The organism is Microbacterium sp. (assembly GCF_039812165.1).
In the GTDB taxonomy this organism is placed as follows: domain Bacteria; phylum Actinomycetota; class Actinomycetes; order Actinomycetales; family Microbacteriaceae; genus Microbacterium.
Map to the genome: position 1 here is coordinate 1 of NZ_JBDIAB010000283.1, position 3,010 is coordinate 3,010.

A 3,010-nucleotide genomic window follows, 5' to 3' on the forward strand; every position below is an offset into this window, starting at 1 on the left:
TGCTCTGGCCGTCGGTATTCACCGATGGCCGCTCGTTCGACCGACTGGTTCCGCTGCTGTCGGCTCATCGGCGCCTCGTCGTCGTCGACCCGCCCGGGCACGGGCGGAGCGACCCGATGACCGTCGCGTCAGACATCGACGGCGCCGCCCGCGCCGCCCAGGAACTGCTCGACGGGCTTGGCATCCGCGAACCCGTCGATTGGATCGGCGAGGCGTTCGGCGGACACGTCGGCTACAAGCTCGGGCGGGATAGGACCCTGCGCACACTGGTCGCGATCGGTGCACCGCCCGAGACGAATCCGAAGCTGCTGCGGACTCTGCGCGCGGGCCTCGCCGTGGTCGCCGTGCTCGGTCGCGGGCCGCTCGTGACGGTCCTCGCCCGGGCGCAGCTGTCCGCCGCCGGCCAGGCGGACGCGCCGACGTTCGGTGAGTTTCGTGAAGGATTTCTGGCGAACACGAGGCGCAGCATTCGGCTCGCAGCGGAGTCGTTCGTGCTGCGGCGCGTCGACGTGCGTTCGGAGCTTGCCAGCATCCGCGTGCCGACGCTCATCGTGCACGGCACCGACCGTGCCGAGTGGTCGAGCGAGAGCGCGGATGCGGCCGCCGCGCTTATTCCCGGAGCGGAACGCGCCGACATCCCGGGCGCGCGCACACTTGTGGCGCTGGAACGACCGGCGGCGCTGACGCGTTTCATCATCGACTTCTGGGCGGGCGTCTGATGGGACTGCTGTACGAATAGGGGACGAGGCGACTCTGACCACCAGGCTCCCGAGAACCCGAGGGGGGATGTATTCTCGCGGCGGCTCGTGACTCTTCCATGAAAAGAGAGGGTCACGTGGAGATGAGTAGCGCGCCGATCGCCGTGACGGATGCCGGTCCGCAGCCCCAGACGACGTCGAGACGCCGGTGGACGCGGGTGTGGTTCTGGGCGCGCCGGTATCTGCCCGCCGAGATCGCCGGGACCCTCGCCGTAGTCGCTGCGGGCCTGGTCGTGCACGCGTGGTCGGGATCCCCTATCGCGACGGCGGGCGCCGCGACCATCGCCGAGAGCGTGGGCTTCTATGCGGTGATCGCCGTCGGCATCTACCGTGAGCAGCGCGCGGTGACGCGGACGCGGCGGGCCGCGGCATACCGCAGCGCGCTCCTCATCGTCGCCGAGTTCGGCCCCGCCGAACTGCTGGACAGTCTGCTGGTGCGACCCGGGCTGATCGCGCTCGCCGTGTGGCTGCTTCCCGGGACGCTGTGGGCGCTGCTGGTCGGCAAGGTCCTCGCCGACGTCGTGTTCTACGCCATCGCAGCGGGCGCGTTCACCATCACCGAGCGGACCGGACTGCGCCAGGGAATTGGCACATCGGAGGTGCGGTCTCGATGAACACACTCAGAGCCCGTCGCGAGGCCGAGATCGCGACTCTCTTCCGCGACGAGGGCGTCCAGCGAGCCATGGAGCTCCACGGCACCCCGCTGCTGCTGCTCGAGCCCGGCCGCGTGCGCGCACAGTACCGGCGGCTGCGGGCGGCGCTGCCGTTCGCCGAGGTCTACTACGCGGTGAAAGCGCTGGACCATACCGCGGTCATCGACACGCTCGCGCAGGAAGGATGCGGGTTCGACGTGGCATCCATCGAGGAGCTCGATCGCGTACGCGCCCGCGGCGTTCCCGTGGATCGCACACTCTTCACCCATCCGGTGAAGAAGCCCGCCGAGATCGCAGAGGCCTGGGATCGTGGGGTGCAGCTGTTCGTCGCCGACAATCCCGTCGAGCTGGACAAGCTCGCGGCCTCTGCGCCCACGGCACAAGTGCTCCTGCGGCTGTCGTACCCGAACCCCGAGGCCAAGAGCGACCTCTCCGCGAAGTTCGGCATCGAGCCGTCTCAGACGCGAGCGCTGATCGGGCACGCGATGAGGCGCGGGCTACACGTCGTGGGCTTCAGCTTTCACGTGGGCAGCCAGCTCGACGCGCCCAGGAGGTTCGCGGATGCCGTGGGCCGCACGCTCGAGCTCATGGACGAGCTCGAAGCGACCACCGACGTTCGCTTCGAGGTGCTCGATGTCGGCGGGGGCTTCCCTGTCGCGTACGACGCTCCGGTGACGTCCGTCGAGGAGATCGCCGACGCGATCCGGCCACTGCTCGCGCCCCGTGCGGGGCGGCTGCGCATCCTCGTCGAGCCCGGACGACTGCTGGCCGCGGAGGCGATGAGCCTCGTGACGAGCGTCACCGGTAGGGCCGAGCGCGGTGGGAGGCGCTGGGTCTACGTCGACGACGGGGTCTACGGCGCATACTCGAACGTTGTGGCCGAGGACGTGCATCCGATGATCCTGCCGGCGCCTGGCCCGCTGGTCGCGCGAGCGAGGCTCGCACCGACGACTGTCGCGGGGCCGACGTGCGACTCCGCCGATATCGTCGCGCGCGACGTGCCGCTGCCGCCGCTCTCCGTCGGTGATCTGCTGGTCAGTCCCGCGATGGGTGCGTACACGATTGTCACGGCGACGACCTTCAACGGCCGCGTGGCGACGCCGATCGCCGTCGTGGCGGAACCCGCCGACGTGTCGCCGGAGGCGCGAGACGATGCTGCGCCGGTGAGGATGCTGAGCACGGCGGCATCCTGAATCCGCGCCTCTCTCCAAGGCCCGAGATGCCGAATCGACGTGTCCAGCGCCAGTTGGCTACGAGAACAGCCCGTCCGCACCGTGAGTCAGCACGGCCAGTTGCTGCGGTATCGACGCGCGGTGCCCGAGATGATCGGGTTCCCGAAGAGGATGCTGAAGAGCGCCCACGGCTTGTGCAGGTGGTAGGCCGCGAGGCGCGTCGAGGAACTCGGCTGCGAAGAGAGCGCGATCCCTCTGGCGACGACCGCGGCGCATCTCGGGCCCTGCCGACGCCGGCGGACGTCGCGGGCGGCGGCGAGACCGTCAGACGCGCCCGAGCGCCAGCTCGAGCAGCGAGGCGGCCATGCGCTCCACCGAGTCGAGCCGCGAATCCCACCCGGTGGCGACGAGCTGCTGGTATCCCACG

The 3,010-nt window shown here is 70.0% G+C and carries 3 protein-coding genes; all 3 read left to right on the top strand.

The annotated features are described in order from the left end of the window. Positions 1-719: alpha/beta fold hydrolase (locus WML84_RS14335; RefSeq protein WP_347346814.1), on the top strand; the 719-nt coding region annotated here is incomplete at its 5' end. Between the two features lie 116 nt (positions 720-835). Beyond that, the gene (locus WML84_RS14340; RefSeq protein WP_347346815.1) at positions 836-1,372 is read left to right on the top strand and encodes a hypothetical protein; all 537 of its coding nucleotides are present in this window, start codon (positions 836-838) and stop codon (positions 1,370-1,372) included. After that, a complete protein-coding gene (locus WML84_RS14345) occupies positions 1,369-2,604 on the top strand; it encodes a type III PLP-dependent enzyme (RefSeq protein WP_347346816.1) in 1,236 nt (411 codons plus the stop codon). The genes WML84_RS14340 and WML84_RS14345 overlap by 4 nt, the downstream gene beginning before the upstream one ends. The last annotated feature ends 406 nt before the right edge of the window (positions 2,605-3,010 follow it).